Origin of the sequence: Sphingomonas sp. OK281 (genome assembly GCF_900115295.1) — a bacterium.
Lineage (GTDB): Bacteria > Pseudomonadota > Alphaproteobacteria > Sphingomonadales > Sphingomonadaceae > Sphingomonas.
Window position 1 is genome coordinate 448,365 of the sequence record NZ_FOVZ01000002.1, and the last position, 22,348, is coordinate 470,712.

Genomic DNA, 22,348 nt, shown 5'->3' on the forward strand with positions numbered 1-22,348 from the left:
ATGCCTATGACCGGCGGAAGGGTCCTTCCGCCGGTCATCGTCTTGCGCGCCATCATGATCCTACGACGTGATCGCGGCAAATCTATCGATCATGATGTGCGGGATCCACTGATGACCTATCGCTCGTTTCTGCTCCGCGCTTCTGCCGGATTCCTGCTTCCCTTCGCTTGCGCCGGCCTCATATCGGCATCGGCATCGGCATCGGCATCGGCATCGGCATCGGCATCGGCAGTGGAGGCACGATCCGTCTACCGCGTCCTGCCACCGGTACGTCTGTGGCCGGGCGAGCCGCCGGGCATGCGCGACTGGCCCGGCCGTTCGCCGGTTCCCGTCGTGGAGAGTATCAGCGCGGACGGCAGGACCGTCTACAACGTCACCGACCCGAGCTACCAAGCCTATCTACCCGATCCTGCGCTGGCGACTGGCACGGCCGTCATCATCGCACCCGGCGGCGGCTTTCGTCAGTTGGCGATCAAGCACGAGGGGGCCGAGGTTGCCGAATGGCTCGCACGGCACGGTATTGCCGCATTCGTGCTGCGATACCGGTTGGTTCAGCAGGGCACCGAGGACGTAGCGCCAGGCGACCGGATCAAAACGATGTCGCTCGACGTCACCAGCGCGCCTAGCGTTATGGATGGCATCCAGGCGGTGACGTCGATACGCCGCCGCGCCGCTGAATACGGGATCGATTCCGCACGGATCGGTGCGATCGGCTTTTCGGCGGGCGGCCATGTCGTGTCGATGATGGCGCTCAACCCCCGTGTCGCCGACCGGGTGAATTTTGTAGCGCCCATCTACGGCGCGCCGTTCCTGACGAAGATGCCGGACTTTCCGCCGGCCAACCTGCCGCCCCCGCCGGGGAGCCCGACCGAGCCGTGGCTTGCACCGCCAGCGGTACCGGCGCCGGGTGCGCTGCCACCGATCTTCCTCGCGATGGCGCAGGACGACGTGGCTGTCGGGCAGGGCGTGCGACAGTTCTATGATGCGTTGTTCGCGGCCGGGTATCGCCCCGAACTGCATCTCTACCTGCGCGGCGGTCACGGTTTCGGAATGACCCCGCGAGGCAGCAGTTCGGACCATTTCCTGCAGGAGTTCTTCTGGTGGCTCGAAGCCCGCGGCCTGACCACGCGTACGCCGCCAGCAGCGCTCACTCCCACCGCTCGGAAGGCACGATGATGGGCCCCAACCTGCTTTCCCGTCGTGCGGCGCTTGGCGGTACCGCAGCAATGCTGGGGGTTGGCCTGGCGGCCGGAACAGGCAGTGCGGCGAGCGCCGTCACGCCTCACACCCTCGACCTTGGCGATCCACGCCAGCGGGCGCGGGCACGGGCCAAGGTGATGGGATCAGCGGGCGAGGAGACCGTCCCGATCTTCTACCGCCTGCACCTTTACGCCTATCTCAACGACGGTGGCCTGATCCCGTTGTTCACGCTCAATCACCTGAGCGTCACCGACTGGAGGCCGCTGGCAAACGGCAATCATCACGCGCGGACCTGGGAATGCGGGGTATATTGCCGCTTCGATACCGACGAGGTTCTCGACGTCTGGGCCAACCCCGTCACCGGCGAGACGCTGCCGGTGTGGAAATTCCTGGGCGGCCCGTTCACGGCTGAGGTCGGGCCCGACGGCGCGACCGTCGAGGGTGCCGAACTGAAGCCGCAGACGATCCGGATGGAGACGATCGGCGACATGCTGATGATTCCGATGGCGTCGAGCACGACGATGCCCAATCCGATGACTCCCGCCGAATGGCCGACCCAATCCGCTGGCGCGACACGCTACTGGGAATCTCAGGCGACCTATTCGGCGCGGCTTGCCGACGTCGCCGATCCACGGCAGCTGAACGTCGCCGCGACCTGCACCTTCCAGAACATGGGAAGCTGGCATCCCTGGCTTGGCATGGGGAGTCGACCGGGGCGGACCTATGGTCGTGCGTACGGCGCGAAACTGCGTAGCCTCGACGATCTGCCGGCCGGAATCCGCGCAGGGTTCGAGAAGAAGACGCCGGAAATCTTCGACACCGCGAACTGGACGAAGCCACGGCTCGACATCGTCGAGTTCCTCGCGGGCAAGACGCCGCGCTGAGCCGAATCCGTCATCCTGGCGTACCGGGATGACGGGACATCGTCAGAAGCTGAAGCGCACCGTTCCCAGCACCGTCCGTGGATCGATCGCGAAGCGTGGCTGGATGACCGAGAAGCCGAACCCGGTCTGCGAGCCGGTCTGGTTCAGCAGGTTTTTGGCGTTGAGTTGGAATTTCCAGTGGGAAAGTTCATAGCCAACATAGCCGTTGAGGAAATCCTGCTTGCCGACCGCGCCGATCGCCAGATTGTCCGCGGTCGAGAAATACCGGTCGCGGCTGGTATAGTCGGCGCCGAGGATCAGCTTGCCCGGCCCGACCGCGACGTCGCCGTCGAACCCTGCGGTGAACTGGTATTTGGGGAACACCGGCAGCGCGTTGCCGTCGAGCGATCCGCCCGCCGCGCTGTTGGCGTATTCGCCGTGATTGAGCGACCCGTTGCCCCACAAGGTAAGCCCTCGCAGCGCCCGCCACGAGAGTTCCAGCTCCAGCCCCTTCAGCGTCGCATCGTAATTTTCGATCAGGAACGCGCCGGCCGCGGTCGTGATCGCCTGTTGCCGGTCCTTGATCGTATTGTAGAAGCCGGCGACGTTGATCCGTACGGTGCGGCCGAACAGATCGGACTTGATGCCGACCTCGTACGCCTTGGTGATCTGTGGCTTGAACGGCTGCGACAGCTCGATCGCGGTCGACGCCAGCCCGTTATAGCCACCCGACTTGAACCCCTCGCCGTACGAGGCATAGGCGAGGATGTCCTGCGTCACCTTGTAGTTCAGGCCCACCTTGGGCGTGAACCGCGCATAACTGTTGGCGAGCTGGACCGGCGTGCCCGCGATCGTCGCATCCAGGCGCTTGTCGTCGATCGTGTACCGCCCCGCACCGACCAGCGATAGCTTGTCGCCGAGGTTCAGCGTCAGCTGGCCATAGCCCGCGAAGCTGTTGGTCTCGGTCGCGTACACGGTCTGGCTGGGCGCGAAGAACAGCGTCGTGTCGATCGTCTGGTCGGCCTTCTCGTTGAAATAATACAGGCCGGCAATGTATTCGAGCACGCCGCCCGCAGCCGTGTTCGTCACCTGGAGTTCCTGGCTGAACTGGTGTTGCGCGCTGCGCGTGGTGCGATCGAACAGCGAGATCGGCGTCGTACCGGGAAGCCCCAGCGCGGACGGCAGCACGCCGCCGGAGAAATCCTGGCGCCATCCGTCGGTCATCTCGGAATAGGCGGTGATCGAGGTCAGCCGCCCGCCCGCCATGTCCGCGCCGAGTTTCAGCGAACCGCCATATTGTTCGAGCCGGGTGAACGACGGCGTCGCGGACTGGACGCGGCGGTACGAGCCGGTGACGGGGACGATGCCACCGTTCGCATCGAGCGTGGTCGCCACGGCATATTGGCCATCCGACGTGCCGTGCATGTAATAGCCGGTCAGCCGCCCGTCGACCGCATCGCCGACATAGGCGAGATCGCCCTGCACGCCCTCGAAATTCTCCTTGCCGACCTTCTTGGCCTGCGTGACGTTGTATTGCCGACCGCCGTCGCGCGCGCGGACGAGGCCGTTGACCGATGCGCGCCACTTGCCGTCGGCCGATAGCGGCCCGGTCAGATAGCCTTTCAGCCGGCGCTCGTTCCACGTGCCATAGCCCGCCTGGACGGTGCCGCCGAACACGTCGCTCGGCGCCTTGGTGATGATGTTGACCGCGCCCGCCGACGAATTCCGGCCGTACAGCACCCCTTGCGGCCCCCGCAGCACCTCGATCCGGTCGAGCTCGACGAACTCGAGCATCGAACCCGACAGGCGCGCGCGATAGACGTCGTCGACGTAGATCGCGACTTCGGATTCCGACGTCACGATCGCACCGTCTGTAACGCCGCCCCCGCGGATATACGGTTTGAGCCCGGTGGTGCCGCCGGTCACGGAATCGAACTTCACGTTGGGTGCGATGCGGTTGAGATCGGAGGGCGACTGGATCTGCAACCGGTCGATCGTCTTGGCCGAAATCGCGGTGACGCTGACGGGTACGTCCTGGAGCCGCTGGTCGGTGCGCTGCGCGGTGACGGTGATCTCTTCGAGCGCACCGCTATCCTGGGGAGCTTCCTGCGCGCGGGCGGCGGTGGCGCCGAGCAACGCGAGCAACGAGACGGTCGAAAACATGAAGCGACGCATGGCTGTATCCCCTTTTGGGACTAGGTCGCGCAGCCAGCATCTTGGGCGTGGTCAGGCTATCTCGTCCCGATGATGAGCCCCCTCCCGGGGTCTGGCGCCGCGTTGGGATGGCTGTTCCATCCGCCGCGTTTCGCTGTCGAGACAGTGCGCTACGTGCGCCGGAATGGGAGCGCTTGCCGTTGGGTATCCGTCTGTCGATCAGCGGTACCTTGGCACAAGCTGACCTGTGTCAGATCAGGGCCGCGGCGGTAGCTCGTAGGCAATGTTTCCCCGCCTTCGCGGGATAGCACGAGGGTATGCTTCACGGCCTCACCGAAAACCGCACCACCCCGGCGGAGGCCGGGGCCCAATTGGAGAGGCCGTGGTAATGACGCGCCAACGTCTATCAACAGCGTTTCCCAATTGGGCCCCGGCCTTCGCCGGGGTGGTGTTTTGTCGGAGGCGCGCCGACGGGACGCCCACCCCAGCCCAGCCCAAATGCGCTCAAATCACCGCGCAGACGGTCTTCCATTCGAGATAGTTGTCCATCGCCTGCTTGCCGCTGTCGCGACCCCAGCCCGACGCCTTCATTCCGCCGATCGGCAACGATGCGTCGTACATCGCGTGGCAGTTGATCCACACCGTTCCCGCGCGGAGTTGTCCGCTCAGCCGGTGCGCGCTGGACAGCGACTGGGTCCAGATGCTCGACGCCAGCCCATATTGACTGTCGTTCGCTGCCGCGACCACTTCGTCCAGATCGTCATAGGGTTGCGCGACCAGCACCGGCCCGAACACCTCCTCGCGAACGATCGTCATGTCGGGGCGGACGTCGACTACCACGGTCGGTGCGACGAACGTACCCGCCTCGCCGGAACGATCGCCGCCGGTCAGCACGGTTGCGCCTTCGTCCCGCGCGCCGGAGACGAAGCTCGCGACCCGCTCGGCCTGCCGCGCCGACACGAGCGGACCCATTTGCGTCGCGGGGTCGAGGCCGTGGCCCATGGCAAGGCCCTTCGCATAGGCGACGACGCCCTCGATCACCTGGTCGTGGATCGAGCGGTGGACGTAAAGCCGCGAGCCGGCGATGCAGACCTGGCCTGCGTTGAAGAAGATCGCGTTGGCGACGCCGGGGATGGCGAGATCGAGATCGGCGTCGGGCAGCACGATCGCGGGCGACTTGCCGCCAAGTTCGAGCGTGACGCGCTTGAAATTGGTCTTGGCCGCATCGAGGATCGCGCGGCCGGTCTGCGTCGAGCCGGTGAACGCGATCTTGTCGATGCCCGGATGCGCAGCGAGCGCGGCGCCGGTTTCGCTGCCGAGCCCGGTGACGATGTTGAGCACGCCGGCCGGTAGCCCTGCCTGCGTCATCAGTTCGCCGAGCCGCAAGGCGCTGAGCGAGGTGTCCTCCGCCGGCTTCAGGACGATCGTGCAACCTGCGGCCAGCGCCGGTGCCAGCTTCATCGCGGTCAGCACGAGCGGTGAGTTCCACGGCACGATCGCCGCGACCACGCCGACCGGCTCGCGCACCGTCCACGCCGAGATCATCTTGCCCGCCGGCTGATAATCGATCGAGCTTTCGAGCGTATTGCCTTCAATCGCCATCGCCTGGCCCGCAAAGAACCGGAACTGGCTGATCGCGCCGGGTATCTCGGCCCAGCGTGCGACGAACAACGGCTTGCCCTGGTCGAGCGTCTCGAGTTCGGCGAGTTCGTCGACATGCGCCTCGATCAGGTCCGCGATCGCCCACAACAAGCGCGCCCGGTTGACCGGCGTGGTGGTGCGCCAGCCATCGAACGCCGCGCGGGCGGCCGTCACTGCCTGGTCGACGTCGCCGGCCGAGGCGGACGCGATCCGGCCGATTTCGCGACCGGTCGCGGGGTCGAGCGTCGCGAGCGTGGCGCCGCCCTCGGCGGACTGCCATGCGCCGTCGATCAGCAATCCGCTGCCGCCCGCGCGGCGTTCGAGGAAGGCGCGCGTGTCGGCCCGGAGTTCCGGGCAAGATTCGGGGCTGACGATCGACATGACGGATTCTCCTGCAGGCCTGGCACCCTGGCGAACGTCGGCGCGCGTGACCAATCGCCACGCCCGAAAAGTCGCACAGCGGATAGTCGCGGTGACGCGGCCCAATCGCATTACCCGGCCGCTCTAGGAAGGCTCCAGCAAAGCGGCGCCCCGATCGGTCGTCGCGCCATCATCATAGCGGGGACATCATGGCTTATCGTTTGGGCGTCGATGTCGGTGGGACTTTCACCGACCTGCTGCTGCTGGATCAGGAGAGCGGCGGGTTCTGGCGGCACAAGACGCCGTCGACGCCGCACGACAGCTCGGTCGGCATCCTGATCGGGGTCGAGGCGATCTGCGCCCATGCGGGGATCACGCCTGCCGAGATCGAATTCTTCCTGCACGGCACGACCGTCGCGACCAACGCGGTACTCGAGGGCAAGGGCGCGCGCGTCGGCCTGGTCACCAGCGAAGGGTACCGCCAGATCATGCAGATCGCGCGCAGCTTCGTGCCCGGTGGCCTTGCCGGCTGGATCGTCTGGCCGAAGCCCGAGCCGCTCGCCGCGCTGGAGGATACCGTCGAGATCCTGGGCCGCATGGACGCACACGGCAACGAAGTGCGGCCGATCGACGATGCCGATATCCGCGCCGCGCTGGAGGCGTTGAAGGCACAAGGCGTCGAGGCACTGACGGTGTCGCTGATCAACGCCTATCTGAACGGCGCGCACGAGCTGCGCGTCGCCGAACTCGCCGCCGAGATCCTGCCCGAAGTGCCGCTGTCGCTCAGTCATGTCGTGCTGCCCGAGATGCAGGAATACGAGCGCACGCTGACGACCGTGGCCAATGCCGCGGTCCGTCCGATCATGCGCAACTACGTCCGCAACCTGCGCACCAAGCTGCGCGACAGCGGCATGGCGGGCAGCCTGTCGCTGTTGCGTTCCGATGGCGGGCTGATGTCGTCCGAGAAGGCCGAGGAGCATCCCGTCTCGCTGCTGATGTCAGGGCCTGCGGGCGGCGTGACGGGCGCATTGTGGGTCGGCAAGAACGCCGGCATCCGCAACATCCTGACGCTCGACGTCGGCGGCACGTCGACGGACGTCGCGCTGATCGAGAACCTGGAGGCGCGTCGCGTCCGTACCACCGAAGTCGGCCATCTAGCGGTGCGGGCGTCCGCGCTCGACGTGAAGACGGTCGGCGCCGGCGGCGGCTCGATCGCCTACGTTCCCGAACTGACCAACGCGCTGCGGGTCGGCCCCCAGTCGGCGGGCGCAGTGCCGGGGCCGGTCGCGTACGGCAAGGGCGGCGTCCAGCCGACCGTGACCGATGCGAATGTGGTCCTTGGATACCTGCCGGAATCTTTGCTCGGCGGCGCGTTCAAGCTCGACCGCGAGGGTGCCAAGATCGCCGTGCAGGGGATCGCCGACAAGCTCGGCATCGGCCTGATGCAGGCGGCGCGCGGGATCATCGACATCGTCAACGAGAACATGTTCGGCGCGCTTCGCATGATCTCGGTCCAGCAGGGCTACGACCCGCGCCACTTCGCGCTGATGGGGTTCGGCGGGGCAGGGCCGCTCCATGTCAACGCGGTCGCGCGGCTGATGGGCAGCTGGCCCGCGGTGTCGCCGGTCAGCCCCGGCGTGTTGTGCGCGCTCGGCGATGCCACCACGCAGATGCGGACCGAAACCGCACGCAGCTTCTCGCGCCGTTTCGCCGAGACCGACGAGACCGAGGTCCAGGCGATCCTCAACGAGATGGCCGCGCAGACCCGCGCCGAACTCGCCGCCGAAGGGATCGCGGACGGTGACATCACGTCGCTGTTCGAGATCGACGTCCGCTACGAAGGCCAGGCGTTCGAGGTGCCGCTGTCGATCGACGCCGAGACGCTCGCCCGCGACGGGCTCGCCGGCGTCACCGCGCGGTTCGACGAGGAGCATCACCGGTTATTCACCTTCAACATGGAGACCGCGCACGAACTCGTGAACCTGCGCGCCGTGGCGCTCGGGCCGTTGCTCGATCTCAAGGCGCCGGTACTTGCCGAGGGGAATGGCGATCCGATCGCCGCGAAATTGCGCGATCACGAGCTGTGGACCGACGGTGCGATGCAACCGGCGGTGATCTACGACCGATCGAAACTGCGCGCCAACGACGTCGTGCCAGGCCCGGCGATCGTCGTCGAGATGGACTCCACGACGCTGATCGAGGGCGGCTGCATCGGCACCGTGGACTCGGTCGGCAACATCCTGATCACCCCCGTTTCGTCTTTTGACGCCTGAGAGGACCATCATGCCCGCACGCATCATCCAGGCCAACGACACACCCTTTGCCACGGTGCCGATCGATCCCGTCACGCTGGAGGTGATCGAGAACGCGCTCCGCAACGCTCGCATCGAGATGGACGCGACGCTCGTCCGGACCGCGATGTCGCCCGGCATCCGCGAGCAGGGCGACGCCTTCCCGCTGATCGCCGACAGCAAGGGCCGGATGATCGTCGGCCAGTTCGGCTCGTATATCGGCCCGTTCCTCGACGGCTATGACGGCACCGTCGAGGACGGCGACCTGATCTTCCTCAACGATCCCTATTCGGTGCAGGGCGCGATCAGCCACCTGAACGACTGGCTCGTGCTGATGCCCGTGTTCAAGGACGGCCGCGTCGTCGCCTATACCTCGATGTTCGGCCATATGAGCGACATCGGTGGCAAGGTGCCCGGATCGATGCCGATCGACGCGACCAGCATCTTCCAGGAGGGCGTCCGCATCCCGCCGGTCAAGCTGTGGAAGCAGGGCGTCCACAACGAGGACCTGCTGACGCTGATCATGCACCAGACCCGCACGCCCGACTGGTGCCGTGCCGATCTGAACGCGCTGATCGCGTCGTGCCGCGTCGCCTCGCGCCGCATCATCGAGATGTGCGAGCGGTTCGGCGACGACGTCTATGCGTCCGCCACTGACCTGCTGCTCGAGCGCAACTATCGCGCGATGAAACAGCTCGTCGAGACCGCGATCGGCGAGGAGAAGGTCAGCTTCGAGGATTATATCTGCGACGACGGGCTCGGCTACGGCCCGTACAAGATCAAGTGCACGATGTGGCGCGAGGATGGCCGCGTCATCCTCGATTTCGACGGCACCGATCCGCAGAGCCAGGCCTCGATCAATTTCCTGCTCAACGAAAACATGATGAAGATGTTCTTCGGCATCTACATGATCATGGTGTTCGACCCCCTGATCCTGTTCAACGACGGCTATTACGACCTGATCGACGTCCGCATCCCGGAAGGTTCGCTGCTCAAGCCGCGTTTCCCGGCGGCGCTGTCGGGCCGCACGCATGCGCTGGGGCGGTTGTTCGACATCCTTGGCGGGCTGCTCGGCCAGAAGACGCCCGAGTTCCTCAACGCGGCCGGCTTCTCGTCGTCGCCGCACCTGTTCTATTCCGGGCTCGATGCGAGCGGAAAATGGTTCCAGCTGTTCCAGATCGGCTTTGGCGGGATCCCCGCGCGTCCCATGGGAGATGGGCCCGACGGCCATTCGCTCTGGCCGGGCTTCACCAACGTGCCGAACGAGTTCCTGGAGCGCTATTTCCCGCTGCGGATCGAGACGTACGAGACGGTCGCCGACAGCGGCGGGGCAGGGCTCCACCGCGGCGGCAATGGCATCAACATGGTGTACCGTTTCCTCCAGCCCGGCGTGATCGCGATCCACGACGATCGCTGGTTCGTGCCGCCCTGGGGCGTCAACGGCGGCGAGCCGGGGACGCGAGCGCGCAAGGTTCTGGTGAAGAACGACGGGACGGAGATCGTTCTCGGCAACAAGCTGGAGGATTATCCGGTCGAGGCGGGCGAGCAGTTGCGCTTCGTAACCTGGGGCGGCGGCGGCTGGGGCGACCCGCTCGCGCGCGATCCGGCGTTGCTGGCGAAGGAACTGCGGCAGGGGCTGGTCACGGCCGAGGGTGCGAAACGCTACGGCGTCGTGCTGGTCGATGGCGCCGTCGATGTGGCGGCTACCGACGCGTTGCGCGCGACAATGCGGGCCGCTCGCCCGGCGGAGCTGCCGACCTTCGATTATGGTCCGGACATCGAGACGTTGCGCGCCAATTGCCTCGCCGAGACCGGCCTGCCCGCACCGAAGCAACCGCGGTGGCACGCCACCGCAATCGCCGCCGAATAAGGACTGCACATCATGGCCAATTCCATCCTCCGCACCAAGCTCGCGGACGGCACGTTCTTCGTCGTTCCCGGTGTCCACGACATGATCTCGGCGGTCATCGCCGACAAGGTCGGGTTCGATATCCTCTACGGCACCGGCTATTGGCTGACCGCGTCCGCGTACGGCCTGCCCGACGCCGGGATCGCCAGCTACACGCAGATGGTCGACCGCATGGCGACCGTCGCGCGGACCAGCAAGGCGGCGCTGATCGCCGACGCCGACACGGGGTATGGCGGGCTGCTCAACGTCCATCACACCGTGAAGGGCTATGAGGCTGCCGGCGTCACCGCGGTGCAGCTGGAGGACCAGGAATTCCCCAAGAAATGCGGCCATACGCCCAACAAGCGGCTGATCCCGCTCGAGGACATGGTCGAGAAGATCAAGGTCGCGTGCGACGCGCGGACCGACACGGAGAACCTCCTGATCGTCGCGCGCACCGATGCACGCCAGGCCGAGGGCCTCGACGGTTCGCTGCGCCGGCTGGAGGCATATGCAAAGGCCGGTGCCGACATCCTGTTCCCCGAAGCGCTGCAAAGCGAGGAGGAGATGCGGACTGCCTGCGCCGCGTTCGATAAGCCCGTCATGGCGAACATGGCCAACGGTGGCCTCTCCCCGGTGCCGAATGCCTCGGTGCTGGCGGACCTCGGCTATGCGTTTGCGATCTACCCGTCGCTGACCAGCCTGGTCGCGGCGACGGCGATGGAGAAGGCCCTGATCGACCTGAAGCAGAACGGCGTCGGCGAGCCGGACGAATTGTTCAACTTCAAGGAGTTCTGCTCCCTGATCGGCTTCGAAGACGTCTGGGCGTTCGAGAAGAAATGGGCCAAGGCGGAGTAATCCGCATTTGCGGTTCTCCTGCGAATGCAGGAGCCCAGGGTCACGGGCGACACGCTTGTGATCCTGGATTCCCGCGTCCGCGGGAACACGGTTTGTGCGAGAGAGCATCATCATGACCACCCAGATCACCGCCGCCGTCCTCGCGCAAAGCGGCGACAACCCGCGTCCCTATGCCGACACGCCTCCGCTGGTCCTCAAGACGCTGACGCTCGACGACCCGAAGCCCGGCGAGCTGCTGGTCCGCATCGACGCGGCCGGGATCTGCCATTCCGACCTCTCGGTGGTGAACGGTGATCGCCCCCGCCCGATGCCGATGGCGCTCGGCCACGAAGCCGCCGCGACGATCGTCGCGCTTGGTGATCCGGACGACGCGCAGTTCGCGGTCGGCGATCAGGTCGTGCTGGTGTTCCTGCCGTCGTGCGGCGAATGCGTCGCCTGCGCATCGGGCGAGGGCTATCTCTGCCCCAACGCCGCCGCCGCGAACGGTGCGGGCGAATTGATGCGCGGCGGTCATCGCCTCTCGGATTGCGGCGCGGCGGTGCACCATCATCTGGGCGTGTCGGCCTTCGCGACGCATGCGGTGGTCGATCGCCGCTCGGCCGTGAAGGTCGATCGCGACATCCCGGCGGAAACTGCGGCGCTGTTCGGCTGCGCGGTGCTGACCGGCGTTGGCGCGGTTATGAACACCGCGCAGGTCCGGCCCGGCGAGAGCGTGCTGGTCTACGGCCTCGGCGGGGTAGGGCTGGCGGCCCTGCTTGGCGCGCTCGCGGCAGGCGCGCAACCGGTCACCGCGGTCGATCCTTCGCCCGAAAAGCGCGCGCTCGCGCTCGAACTCGGAGCGGCGCAAGCTCTGTCGCCAGACGATGCGGCGTCGCTGCCAAAGGCCGATGTGGTGATCGAGACCGTCGGCAAGGCCGTAGTGCTTGCCCAGGCCTATGCCGCGGCACGGCGCGGCGGGCGGGTCGTCACGGTCGGACTGCCCAATGCATCCGAAATGCTGTCCATTCCGGCATTGTCGCTGGTCGCCGACGGCAAGACGCTGATGGGAAGTTACATGGGCTCGTCGATCCCGTCGCGCGATATTCCGCGCTACGTCGCGTTGTGGCGGGCGGGGCGGCTGCCGGTCGAGCGATTGCTCACCTCGATCAGCCCGTTGTCGGAGATCAACGGCCTGCTCGACCGGCTCGCCTCGGGCGCTGCCATCCGCCAAGTGGTCAAACCCTGAACTTGGTACTTTATCCGCCAGGCGGATAAAGATTGTCACGTGGCGGTCATCAAGCCATTCCCTGTCATGCTGGTGCAACCAAAATGACTTCGGGGATTCGCGAGCATGGAAAAGGGTGTACCCATCCGGTCGATCAGCCGGTCGATCGCCGCGCTGAAGGCGATCAACCGCCACGGCTCGCTGTCGATGATGGAGATATCGAAGGCGTCGGAAGTTCCCTATCCGACCGCCTGCCGGATCGTGCAAACGCTGCTGTATGAAGGACTTATCGAGCAGGAGCCCGCGCGCAAACGCTATCGCCCGACGGCGATGGTGCAGACGCTCGCGCATGGGTTCCAACAGGACGACCGGCTCGTAAAGGCTGCGCGGCCGCATATCGTCGACCTGACCAAGCGGTTCGGCTGGCCCGTCTCGATCGCGACTCGAGTCGGTCGCAACATGATGCTGCGCGATTCGACGCATGCGAACACGTCGCTGACGTTCGAGCAATATTATCCCGGCTTCACCCTGCCGATCCTCGACAGCGCCTCGGGCAAGCTGTCGATGGCGTTCGCGCCGGAGGAGGAGCGGCTGATGATCCTCAAATGGATGCGCGTGTCGCAGGAGATCGACCTGCAATATCTCGCCACCGCGCAGGCGAGCCTCGACGTCGATCGCATCCGCCGCCAGGGCTATGCGGTCCAGGGCCGCAACCATTTCAACCTGACGCCCGGCAAGACCTCGTCGATCGCGGTGCCGATCTTCATGAACGGTGTGTTCGAGGCGGCGATGACGATGGTGTTCTTCGTCACCGCGATGAAGCTCGAGGTGGCGCTGGAGACCTATCTGGAGGAGCTGAAGGCGGCGGCGACCCTGATCAGCCATGATCTGAGCGAAGGGGCGGCGTAACACGCCCGCACGGCTACCACCCCGGCGAAGGCCGGGGCCCAATTGGAAAGGTGGCAATAATGACGGGCCATCCTCGGTTATAACCGTCCCCCAATTGGGCCCCGGCCTTCGCCGGGGTGGTGGTGGGGGGGGGGGGGCGCCCTCACAACCGCGCGGTCACCGCCTTTGTCTCGAGATACGCATCGAGCCCCTCGCGCCCGAACTCGCGTCCCCAACCCGATTGCCCATATCCCCCGAATGGAATGTTGGTCCCCACCGCGCCGTGGCAGTTGATCGAAACCTGCCCCGCGCGAATCCGCGACGCCAGCCGGTGCGCGGACGACAGGTTCTGCGTCCAAACGCTCCCCGACAGTCCAAACGGCGTATCGTTCGCCAGCCGCGCGATCGCGTCTAGATCGTCGGTCGCGAACTGTGACACCGCCATCACCGGGCCGAAAATCTCCTCGCGCACCACCGCCATCTCCGGCCGCGTGTCGGTAAAGATCGTCGGCTGGATGAAGTTGCCCGGCCGGTCGAGCCGCTTGCCGCCAGTGACGAGCGTCGCTCCTTCGGCAATCGCGCCGTCGATATACCCCATTACCTTGGCAGTATGCGCGTCCGAGATCATCGGCCCGAGCATTGTCGCGGGATCGAGCCCATGCCCGAGCGTCATGCCGGCCGCAAACGCCACCAGGCCCTCGACCAGCTGATCATGAATGCTCTCGTGAACGAAGATGCGCGTGCCGGCCATGCAGTTCTGGCCCTGCAGGAAGAACGTCGCCATCGCCACGCCGGGGATCGCCAGCGCGAGATCGGCATCGGCCAGCACCACCACCGGCGACTTGCCGCCGAGTTCGAGCGAGACCTTCTTCAGATTGCCGATCGCCGCCTGGACGATCCGCCGGCCGGTCGCGGTCGAGCCCGTGAACGAGATCTTGTCGACGTCCGGGTGTTCGGCGAGCGCCGCGCCGACGCTCGAACCAAGTCCGTTGACGATGTTGACGACACCGTTCGGAAAGCCCGCGTCGAGGATCAGCTGCCCGAGCCGCAGCATCGACAGCGGCGTCTCCTCCGACGGCTTGATGACGACGGTGCACCCCGCGGCGAGTGCCGGCGCCAGCTTCAGGATCGCCGTCGACAAAGGCACGTTCCACGGGACGATCTGCCCGACCACGCCGACCGGTTCGCGCAGCGTATAGGTCAGCGCCTCCGCTTCGGCGGCGACATGGCGCGGCGGGGCGGTCGTCGTGCCCTCGATCCGCATGATCCCGCCGGCATAATAGTCGACCATCTCGACGCAGTTGGCGACCGTGAGACCGGCGATGAACATCGGCATGCCGTTGTCGATCACGTCCAGTTCGGCGAGCACCTGCGCGTCGTCATTCATTGCCCGCGCGAGCCGCATCAGCAGCGCGGTGCGCTCGGCGACGGTCAGCCGCGACCACGGCCCTTCGAACGCACGTCGCGCCGCCGCGACCGCGCGGTCGATATCGCCCGCACCGCCGATCGCGAACCGCGCCAGGACCAACCCGGTCGCCGGATCGCGCGTCGCCATCGTCTCGCCGGCCTCGCCGTCGACCCATGCGCCGTCGATCAGCAGCTGGTGCGGCTGGTCGAGGAACGCCTGCGTCTCGGGCGCGATCGCGTGGCCGTCGAAGGGGATCATAGGCTCACCGTCCTGCAGTCATAGTCGAACAGGCCGAGGCTCTCCTCGTCCTTCATCGCGCCGAGCCCGAACAACGCGGCGTCGTCGGCCTGCATCCGATCGGCATTGGCGTTGGATTCGGCCTGGATGAAGCTCGCGCGCTCATGACGTGCGGCGACGTAACGACGCAGGCCTTCCGCGGTGGTGTCCGAGGCGGCGAGCGCCCGCGACAACACCACTGCATCCTCCAGCGCACACGCGGCGCCGTGCCCGAGGAACGGCGTCATCGCATGCGCGGCGTCGCCGAGCAGCGCGACATTGCCGTCGACGGTCCAGTCGGGCAGCGCCGCCCGCGCGTTGATTGCCCATTTGAACAGCGGCACGGTCGAGGCGGCGGCGATCATCGCCTGCACCTCGTCGGACCAGCCAGCATAGGTCGCGATCAGGTCGGCGGGATCGGCGGGCAGCGTCCAGCCGTCCTCGGTCCAGCCATCCTGCCGCGCGAAAAATACCATGTTGAGCAGGCTGCCGCCACGCACGGGATAGCGCGTGATCATCTTGCCGGGACCGATATGGATTCCCGGCCATTCGGTGACCGAACGGATCGCGTCGTCGACGGGGACGAGCGCCCGCCACGCGACATGGCCGGTGAAGGTCGCCGGCACCGTCTCGAACCGCTGGCGGACGACCGACTTCACGCCGTCCGCGCCGATGATCACGTCGCCTGCGATGCGGCTGCCGTCGGCGAGGATCACGGTCGTGCCCTCGGTCGAGGCGGCCGGTGCGCTGGTGCGCAGGTCGACGCCGGCGTCGCCCGCGGCGCGGACCAGTTCGGCATGCAGGTCGGCGCGGTGGATCGTCACATAGGGCGCGCCGTATTTCGCGCGCGCGCTCGCCCGTTCCATCGGCACCAGTACGCGGTCGTCCTGCCAGTGCTGGATGCGTTGCCGGCTGGGCTCGACACCGGCGGCTGCGACCGCCTCCATCACGCCGATATGGTCGAGGCCCTTCATCGCGTTGGGCGACAGCGTCACCCCCGCGCCGATATCGCCGAACCGCGGTGCCGCCTCGAGCAACGTGACCGGAAAGCCCGCCTGCGCGATCGCGGCGGCGGCGGTCATACCGCCGATGCCGCCGCCGACGATCGTGATCCGTTCGCTGCGACTCACCCGAGTTGCCCGGGAATGTGCGACTCGTGGTTCTGGAGATACCAGTCCGCGATCTCCTCGCGGGTCGCCCACCACACGCCCGGCAGCGACTTGGCATGTTCGATGAACTCGCGCAGCGCGCGAATGCGGTGCGCGCGCCCCGAGACGTGCGGGTGCAGGCCGACGTTCATGATCCGGCCGGTGGTCGCGCCCTCTTCGTACAGCACGTCGAGTTCCTCGATCAGCGCCTGCGAGAACTGGTCGGTGGTGAAGTTCTTGCGCGTGATGAACGTGAAGTCGTTGATCTCGTTCGAATAGGGCACCGACACGATCGGCCCGTTCGGCGTCTTCAGCAGGTACGGCTGATCGTCGTTCATGATGTCGCAGTAGAAGGTGCAGCCATATTCGGCGAGGATGTCGGCGGTCTGCATCGTCCCGCGAAGGCTCGACGACAGCCAGCCCTTCGACTTCCGCCCGGTGAACTTCTCGAACTGGTCGAGCGTCCGCAGCACGATCTCGCGCTCCTTCGCGGGGTCGCCCGCGAAGTTGGTCAGCAGTTCCCCCTGCTCCCAGTTATGCGTCAGCAATTCCCAGCCGCGCGCGAGCACCGCATCCGTCATCGCCCCGCGCCGCTCGAACGTCACGCCGTTGGTGGTGCAGCTCGCCTTCACGCCCAGTTTGTCGAACAGCTCGAACAGCCGCCAGATGCCGACCCGCTGGCCATATTCGCGCCAGCTATAGTTCGGGAAATCGGGCACGTTCCCCGGCAGGATATCGGGCAGGATCGACGGGCCGCCCGCGTAATAGGGCTTGTCGGTATCCTTAGTCAGATCCCAGGTCTCGAGATTGAACGTCAGGATCAGCGCGACGCGCGCGCCGTTCGGCCACACCAGCGGCTGGCGGGCGGGAAGCGGGATGTAATCATAGTCCATGCGCGTACTCCTGGGGGTTCAGCAGTGGCTGAGCAGATGGCCGAAGCCGTCGATCTGGTCGGAAATGCCCATCGTTCTGAGCGCGTGCCAATAGGTCGCGGTATTGATCGCGATCACCGGCTTATCCAGCCAGAATTCGGCGATGGCCGCAACCTCGGCAAAGGCGAGATTGGTGCCCGCCTGGATGATCGCATCGACGCCGTCGGACACGTCGATCGCCGCCTGCTTGAGTATCTGCTTGGATTCATGCGCGATCATCATCGGCGACGGCGATTTCAGCCCGACGAGGTTGACCACCTCATAGCCCTGGTCCTCGAAGAACTTCTGCACGTTGCGGTCACCGACGGGCATGTAGGGCGTGATGATGCCGATCTTGCGGATCGGCTTGCGGTCGGCCTCGTAGGCCTTGATCGCCGCATCGACCGCGGTCGAGCCCATGATCACGGGGACGCCGCCGGTCCGCTCGACCATCTTCTTGTGAAGCCGATCCGCGCCTTCCGCGCCGTCCCAGAACGTCTCGGCGGACATCCCCATGATGACGCAACCCGGCTCCATCGACATGGACACGTCGACCGCATCGAAGGTCGAATCGCGGATCGTGTTGAGCATCACCATGAAGCTCTCGTCGTCGGTCACCTTGGTGTCCGGAATGGCGATGCGCGAGAAGTGATTGGTGACGCCGCGCGGCTGCATCCGCGCATATTCGGGCTCGACGCTGGTGTTGGTCGACGGCGCCACCACCGCGAATTTCATGCGGTGCCCGAGTGAATCCACCATGCCTCAGCCTCCTGTAACTGGGCTTACCCAACCATCCTGGAGAATGGATCGGAACGGTTTCGGACATATGTCTCCGCCCAGCGATCAAACCGCGACGTGCTCCGATGATCCTGGCGTGTCGACGCTGAAAATCTGTCCGTCTGTCGAGCACAAATGATCCATGACCAAGCCGCCCTCCACCCGGCCGCTACCCTGATATCGGTAACAAGAAGCAAGTTGGGGGTAGCGTGTGGAGGCCAGGACTGGAGCGCAGGCTGGGGTCGTGAGAACGCAGGTATTGGTTGCGGGCGGCGGCCCGGTGGGTGCGGTGGCGGCGTATCGCCTCGCGCTGATGGGTATCGACACGATCCTGGTCGAGGCGTTGCCCGATTGTCCGGAGGACATGCGTGCCTCGACGCTGCATCCGCCGACGCTCGACATGCTTGCCGAGCTGGGTGTGCTGGGCGAACTCGAGCAGGTTGGCCTGCGGGCGCCGACCTATCACTACCGCAACCGGCGCAGCGGCGACGTGATCGAACTCGATCTGGGCGAACTGGCGGACGTGTCGGCGCATCCGTATCGGCTGCAGTGCGAGCAGTTCAAGCTCGCCCGGCTGCTGACCGCGAAGCTCGACGCGCTGCCCAATGGCGAAACCCGGTTCCAGCGACGGGTCCTCGCCTATGATCAGGACGCGAACGGGGTGACGGTATCGGTCGAGACGCCGATGGCGATCGAGACGATCCGCGCGGACTATCTGATCGCCGCGGATGGGGCGAATTCGACGATCCGCAAGTGGACCGGCACCAGCTTCGACGGATTCACCTATCCCGAACGCTTCCTGACGCTGTCGACGCGCTATCCGATCGAGCGGCATTTCGACGGACTGGCGGCCGTCAACTACGTGTCCGACCGCGACGAGTGGTGCGTGCTGCTGCGCGTGCCGGATTTCTGGCGCGTGCTGGTGCCGACCAACATCGCCGCGCAGGACGTCGACCTGCTGTCGGACGCGAAGAAGAACGCGGTGTTCGACGGGCTGGTCGGCGATGGCGCCAAGGTCGAGACGTCGCATCGCACGCTGTACCGCGTGCACCAGCGCGTCGCCGGCGGGTTCCACCATGGCCGCGTGCTGCTGGCCGGCGACGCCGCGCATCTCAACAATCCGCTCGGCGGGTTCGGGATGAACTCGGGTATCCACGACGTCTGGAACCTGACGACCCGGTTGCGCGACATCATCCTCGACGATGCCGATGCCGACGTGTCGCTGGCGCAGTACGACCGGCAGCGCCGGACGATCGCCAACACCTTCGTCCAGTCGCAGACGATCGCGAACAAGACGATGATGGAAGCGGGCGGCGACGGCCGCAGCGCGCAGGAAGTGCGGCTGGCGGCGCTGGCCGCCGACCCGGTGAAGCGCCGGGCGTATCTGCTCCGCCAGTCGATGTACGAGAGTCTGAAGGACGAAGCCGCGATCCTGTGATGGAGGGGCGTTCGCCGGGGCGGTGGGGATGGCAAGATCGGGGTCCGGTCTTGCAGGACCAATCGGCTGCGAAGGATGGAGTCCAGCGTTACCGGGCGTGACGTTGATGGCGACTGGCTCTCGCTCCAGCCGGAGCACGGCAAGTGGGCCGGGATCGCGCACCGCACTCTTATCCTCATTCTTCCGCGATCTCCGCGATGCCCGTCATGCGTCGCGATGCTCCAGCGCGCATAGCGCCGGAGCCTATCCGCCAAGCGACTATTCGGCTGCGTGCATATGGCGGGACGGCGGCAGAGCGCGCCAGTTTCGTTCCATGATCGAAACAGCCGGGAGTTCTGCCATGAAGGATGTGCTTGTCAGTCGTCGCGAGGGCCTTGGCCTCGCCGCGCTCGCGGCCGGGATGACGGCCATGCCGGCGCTGGCCAAGCCGCCCGCGGTCCAGTTTCGCACGAAGATCGATTTCAAGGATCCGGTCTGGACGCGCGACACGTATGCGCGGATCGATGCCGATCTCGATCCGGCCAAGGAGAAATGCGGCTGGCTCAAGGGCATCGCCTACGGGGTGCGCGAAAACGAGAAGGTCCGCCCGCTCTTCGGCGTGGAGGGCTTCAGCTTCGTGCGGACCAAGCGGCTGGAGGATGGCAGCATCCGTCGCATGCTGCGCGAGATCGTCTTCTACCGCGACCTCGAGACCGGCCGGCTGCTCGAAACCTGGCAGAATCCATATACGAACGAGGCGGTCCGCGTCGTGCCGATCGCCAACGATCCGTTCAATTTCACGATCGGCGAATTCCAGCCCGAACCACCATCCTATGGTGGGCTCAACAAGGACAAGCCACCGCGCAAGCCGTTCCTGCAGGATTGGCAGTACGGGCCCGACGGGACGATGATCCTGACCACGGGGATCGAGCTGATGTACCCGAACGCGCTCCAGCCCGATAAATGGCCGCGGGAGTCCGCCGGCCCCATGAACCGCGTGTCCGAGCATTTCATCTATGTGGTGAAGCGGGCCGACGTCGAGAATCCGGCGCTGACCCATATTCCGCACATCGGCAGCTGGTCGCGGATCACGCCGTGGCTGCCATGGATGCTGATGGGCCAGGCGCCCGGCAGCGTCAGTTACTTCACGACGTTCGCGACGCTTCCCGGCGGAATCAACGAATTGCCCGCCGATCTGGTCGCCGCGGCGCGCGCGATGGGCGAGAAATGGCTGCATGCGCCGACCGAGGATTACGGGCCGTCGCTGTCGAGCCTGGAAAACTACGCGCGCGAGCAAAAGCCCGCGCCGGTCCCGGTCGGCTGGTCGCCGCCGCAGCCGCCCGCCGCCTTCAAGCCGAAGGGCTGAGTCCATGGCCACAGCAGCACTCGCACCGCGTACCGCCGGAACCCTCGGCCTGGGCGCGCAACTCGGTTACGGCGTCGGCCAGATCGCGGGGCAGGTCTTCCGCGACGTGCCCTCGCTGCTGCTGCTGTTCTTCATGACAACGGTGCTCGGCATCGCGCCGGCCATCGCCGGCACCGCGATCTTCGTGCCCAAGCTCGTCTGGGGCGTCGGCTCGGACATGCTGGTCGGCATCCTGTCGGATCGCTGGCAGCAGCGGATCCAGCGGCGCTATTGGCTGCTGGCGGGGGCGCTCGGCGCGCCGGTCGCGATGCTGCTGCTGTTCCACGTGCCCGAGGGTTCGACGACGTTGCGGGTCGCGTATGTCGCGTTCGCGTTCAGCGTGTACATGATGGTGTTCGCGAGTTTCTCGGTGCCGTATCTCGCCATCGCCGGTGAACTCACCTCGGACTCGCGGCAACGCAACGTCATCATGGCGTGGCGCCTCGTCTTCACGGCGGTCGGCGTGCTGACCGCGGGTGCCGTGGCGCCGGCGATCGTCCAGAGCCACGGCGGCGGGCAGGCGGCGTACGAGACGATGGCGCTGGTGCTCGCGGTGATCTGTCCGCTCGCCCTGCTGGCGGCGTTCTTCGGCGCCGGGCATGCCGCGAAACAGAGCGCGTTCGTTACCAGTACCGAGGCACGCGTACGGCTGACTCCGCGCGAGGCGCTCGCGGTGCTGCTTGCCCCGCGCTTTTCGGTGTTGCTCGGTGCGAACCTGTTGCAGCTGATGGGCGCCGGCATGGGCTATGCCTCGATGCTGTATTTCCTCAGCTACAATATGGCGCGCACGGATGCGTTCCAACTGATCGGCGGCCTGGTGTTCGTCGCGTGTGCCGGGATCGTCGTGTCGCAGCCGATATGGGTCGCGGTCGCCGCGCGGATCGGCAAGCGGCGCGCCTATGTCGTATCGACCGTGCTGTTCGCGACGACCTATGCCGTCTGGGCGTTCGCCGCGCAGTGGGGCACGGTCGCGGCCTATGTCCTGTCGTTCGTCGCCGCGGTCGGTAATGCCGGGTGGACGATGCTCGGCTTCTCGATGATGTCCGACATCGCCAGCGAGGACGATCGCCATGCCGGGCTCTACGCCGCCGCCTGGATCGCAACCGACAAGATCGCGTTCGCGCTCGGCGGCACGTTGCTGGTCGGGCTGATGCTGTCCGCGTTCGGGTTCGATTCGGCGCGGGCCGTCGCGGGGTTGCCGCAGGCACCCGGTGCGCTGGTCGGCGTCATGGTATCGTTCGGCCTGGCGCCGGCGGCGCTCAACGCGGTGGGCGCGCTGATCCTCGCACGCTGGGGCCGGAACTAGACACAGGGCACCCGCGGTCATCGGCGACCGCGGGAGCGACCGGCAGGCGCCGCGCGACAATTGCCGTACCTTCGCGCGGCGCGGCGCGAGCCAGATAGTCGGGCGATGTCGCGTAACCGCGTGCAGCCCCGGTGATCGGAAAGCGGCGGCCATCGGAAAGCGCCTGACGACGACGCGTTTCGCGAGGGCGATATCGCGCTCGAACGCTTCGAATACCGCGTCGTCGATATGGCCGGATGCCCGCCTGCCGGTCGCAGCCCCGGTCGCAGCCCCCGTCGCAGCCAGAGCACGCCCGGTTCATCAACCCTTACCGATCAGCCCGGTCCTGATCGCGCCGACGCCTTTGCGGCAAG

At 66.3% G+C, this 22,348-nt stretch carries 16 protein-coding genes; 10 read left to right on the forward strand and 6 right to left on the reverse strand.

The window, feature by feature from the left end; genetic code table 11:
* Positions 1-111 precede the first annotated feature (111 nt).
* Together BM244_RS08290 and BM244_RS08295 are read left to right on the forward strand one after the other, a co-directional pair.
* Positions 112-1,176 carry an alpha/beta hydrolase gene (locus tag BM244_RS08290; RefSeq protein WP_093399041.1) on the forward strand — a complete coding sequence of 355 codons (1,065 nt, stop codon included), beginning with the start codon at positions 112-114 and terminating at the stop codon, positions 1,174-1,176.
* Complete coding sequence (locus BM244_RS08295; RefSeq protein WP_093398485.1) at positions 1,173-2,084, forward strand: DUF1838 family protein; 912 nt, start codon at positions 1,173-1,175, stop codon at positions 2,082-2,084. Before BM244_RS08290 ends, BM244_RS08295 begins: the two co-directional genes overlap by 4 nt.
* A 42-nt stretch (positions 2,085-2,126) precedes the next feature.
* On the opposite strand, the gene BM244_RS08300 is transcribed toward BM244_RS08295, so the two are convergent.
* Positions 2,127-4,238: a TonB-dependent receptor gene (locus tag BM244_RS08300; protein WP_093398486.1), complete on the reverse strand. Its 2,112-nt coding sequence runs from the start codon at positions 4,236-4,238 to the stop codon at positions 2,127-2,129.
* A 483-nt stretch (positions 4,239-4,721) separates the two neighbouring features.
* A complete protein-coding gene (locus tag BM244_RS08305) occupies positions 4,722-6,239 on the reverse strand; it encodes an aldehyde dehydrogenase family protein (RefSeq protein WP_093398487.1) in 1,518 nt (505 codons plus the stop codon).
* Between the two features lie 188 nt (positions 6,240-6,427).
* On the opposite strand from BM244_RS08305, the gene BM244_RS08310 reads away from it, so the two are divergent.
* The 5 genes from BM244_RS08310 (at position 6,428) to BM244_RS08330 (ending at position 13,368) form a co-directional block, all read left to right on the forward strand.
* The gene (locus BM244_RS08310) at positions 6,428-8,491 is read left to right on the forward strand and encodes a hydantoinase/oxoprolinase family protein (RefSeq protein ID WP_093398488.1); all 2,064 of its coding nucleotides are present in this window, start codon (positions 6,428-6,430) and stop codon (positions 8,489-8,491) included.
* Positions 8,492-8,501: 10 nt separating this feature from the next.
* The gene (locus tag BM244_RS08315) at positions 8,502-10,379 is read left to right on the forward strand and encodes a hydantoinase B/oxoprolinase family protein (protein ID WP_093398489.1); all 1,878 of its coding nucleotides are present in this window, start codon (positions 8,502-8,504) and stop codon (positions 10,377-10,379) included.
* 12 nt (positions 10,380-10,391) lie between these two features.
* Positions 10,392-11,255 (forward strand): isocitrate lyase/PEP mutase family protein, encoded by an 864-nt coding sequence (locus BM244_RS08320; RefSeq protein ID WP_093398490.1) that lies wholly within the window; start codon positions 10,392-10,394, stop codon positions 11,253-11,255.
* 112 nt (positions 11,256-11,367) lie between these two features.
* Positions 11,368-12,480: a zinc-binding dehydrogenase gene (locus BM244_RS08325; RefSeq protein WP_093398491.1), complete on the forward strand. Its 1,113-nt coding sequence runs from the start codon at positions 11,368-11,370 to the stop codon at positions 12,478-12,480.
* A 105-nt stretch (positions 12,481-12,585) separates the two neighbouring features.
* Positions 12,586-13,368, forward strand: coding sequence for an IclR family transcriptional regulator (locus BM244_RS08330; protein ID WP_093398492.1), 783 nt, complete (start codon positions 12,586-12,588; stop codon positions 13,366-13,368).
* Positions 13,369-13,510: 142 nt separating this feature from the next.
* Here the strand turns inward: BM244_RS08330 and BM244_RS08335 are convergent, their stop codons facing one another.
* Genes BM244_RS08335 through BM244_RS08350 form a run of 4 tightly spaced genes read right to left on the reverse strand, consistent with a single transcriptional unit; the run spans position 13,511 to position 17,849 of the window.
* Positions 13,511-15,013: an aldehyde dehydrogenase family protein gene (locus BM244_RS08335; RefSeq protein WP_093398493.1), complete on the reverse strand. Its 1,503-nt coding sequence runs from the start codon at positions 15,011-15,013 to the stop codon at positions 13,511-13,513.
* Complete coding sequence (locus BM244_RS08340; protein WP_093398494.1) at positions 15,010-16,161, reverse strand: FAD-dependent monooxygenase; 1,152 nt, start codon at positions 16,159-16,161, stop codon at positions 15,010-15,012. Before BM244_RS08340 ends, BM244_RS08335 begins: the two co-directional genes overlap by 4 nt.
* Complete coding sequence (locus tag BM244_RS08345; protein WP_093398495.1) at positions 16,158-17,072, reverse strand: polysaccharide deacetylase family protein; 915 nt, start codon at positions 17,070-17,072, stop codon at positions 16,158-16,160. The genes BM244_RS08340 and BM244_RS08345 overlap by 4 nt, the downstream gene beginning before the upstream one ends.
* Positions 17,073-17,090: 18 nt before the next feature.
* A complete protein-coding gene (locus BM244_RS08350) occupies positions 17,091-17,849 on the reverse strand; it encodes a maleate cis-trans isomerase family protein (protein ID WP_093398496.1) in 759 nt (252 codons plus the stop codon).
* Between the two features lie 262 nt (positions 17,850-18,111).
* Between BM244_RS08350 and BM244_RS08355 the strand changes: the two genes are divergently transcribed.
* The 3 genes from BM244_RS08355 (at position 18,112) to BM244_RS08365 (ending at position 21,995) form a co-directional block, all read left to right on the forward strand.
* Positions 18,112-19,305, forward strand: coding sequence for an FAD-dependent oxidoreductase (locus BM244_RS08355; RefSeq protein ID WP_254784351.1), 1,194 nt, complete (start codon positions 18,112-18,114; stop codon positions 19,303-19,305).
* 340 nt (positions 19,306-19,645) lie between these two features.
* Positions 19,646-20,650 (forward strand): DUF1838 family protein, encoded by a 1,005-nt coding sequence (locus tag BM244_RS08360; RefSeq protein WP_093398498.1) that lies wholly within the window; start codon positions 19,646-19,648, stop codon positions 20,648-20,650.
* Positions 20,651-20,654: 4 nt separating this feature from the next.
* On the forward strand, positions 20,655-21,995 hold the full coding sequence (locus BM244_RS08365) for an MFS transporter (protein ID WP_093398499.1): 1,341 nt from the start codon (positions 20,655-20,657) through the stop codon (positions 21,993-21,995).
* Positions 21,996-22,348: the final 353 nt, after the last annotated feature.